1 protein-coding gene is annotated in these 1,266 nt (G+C 53.9%); it reads left to right on the forward strand.

Annotated features, from left to right (window positions below):
• Positions 1-581 precede the first annotated feature (581 nt).
• Complete coding sequence (locus KDX37_RS29170; RefSeq protein WP_231656633.1) at positions 582-1,166, forward strand: hypothetical protein; 585 nt, start codon at positions 582-584, stop codon at positions 1,164-1,166.
• The last annotated feature ends 100 nt before the right edge of the window (positions 1,167-1,266 follow it).

Consider the following 1,266-nt stretch of genomic DNA (forward strand, 5'->3'; position numbering starts at 1 on the left):
ATCGGTGTCCGGATGCTTGTGGAATGAGTGTCCGGATCAGCGTGGAATCAGTGTCCGGATGTCGGTGGAATGGGTGTCCGGATGGTCATGGAATCCCCACTCATGGGCGGCTCGGATCAGGTGGTCAGGCGTATTTCATCATATTCGGGGACTTGTTCGGAGAATCCCTAGCTGTGACTACCTACGTACTGTGGGCCAAAGGCATTAGCAAGAGGCGACCTTCGGAACGTCTCCCAGCGCAGCTGGCCTACAAGGACCGAGTCCGGATTAGATGGAATCCTTCAAGGCAAAACCAGTCCGAATCTCAAAGTCCCTCATATAGAGCGGTCTTCCACGAATTGGGATCACGAGCATGGCGTGTGTTGAACTGCCCGTGAAGATGCAGCCGAACTCCATACCCGCCTGCCGCAGTACCTACTTCTTCCAGTGATGCCTGGTCAAACATCCACACCGAGCTCACCGACAACACGGCGATTAGGCTGCTTTCAAAGTTCTATCTCGGACCCGATATTGAGGCGTACCCGCCTGAATACGAAGGTATCTGGGATAAACTATCGGCGCGCCTTTGTGATGACGACGCTTTGATTTTAAGCTTCGACGGCTTTGGAGAGATAGGGGATAGGGTCAGCAATTGGCGCACCGAAAAGCGGTACTCGCTGTCTCCACTGATAGAAGACTTTACCGAGCTGCCAGCCTGGCACGCACTGACTTGGCTGCCCGCACTTGAAGCTGCCAAAGACGAAGACAACTCGGTCGCTTGGGATGCGTTCAGGCGTGGCAGGGATCTGGCCTGCTTGCTAAAAGCGAAATTTTGGCGGCCTCATTCCCGTCTCTTTGAATGGACTCTAGCTCAAACCCGATTTTCAGTTACATTGCGCAATCTGATTGTCGAAAAAAGGGGGTTCCCTCTTCCAAATATGCGATCAGTGCGCGACGCGCTGCGTTACAACGAGAGCTACATCGAAAGAGCATTCGCATTTGGGTCTCGGTGCGCTGAGCAGGATGGTGAGCTTGCCGCATTCGGCTTTGAGTTGGGTTTTCGTTATGAGCAGGATTCTGGCGACTACGAGGATTCGGCAAATCGTTGCGCAGCCTTAACCAAGCGGGGATTTCGAGTCCCTCACGAGCTGCTGCTCATCGCGCGTGGAGAATTGCACCCTAGTTAAGTGGACTCGCCCCTACAAGACCGGACACCAACTCCCCGTTAAATTAATCCGACTGCCAAGCGCCTGAACTCCCTCGGCGAACGGTATTTCAAAGCGCTGT

The organism is Pseudomonas californiensis (assembly GCF_021147775.1).
GTDB classification, from domain to species: domain Bacteria; phylum Pseudomonadota; class Gammaproteobacteria; order Pseudomonadales; family Pseudomonadaceae; genus Aquipseudomonas; species Aquipseudomonas californiensis.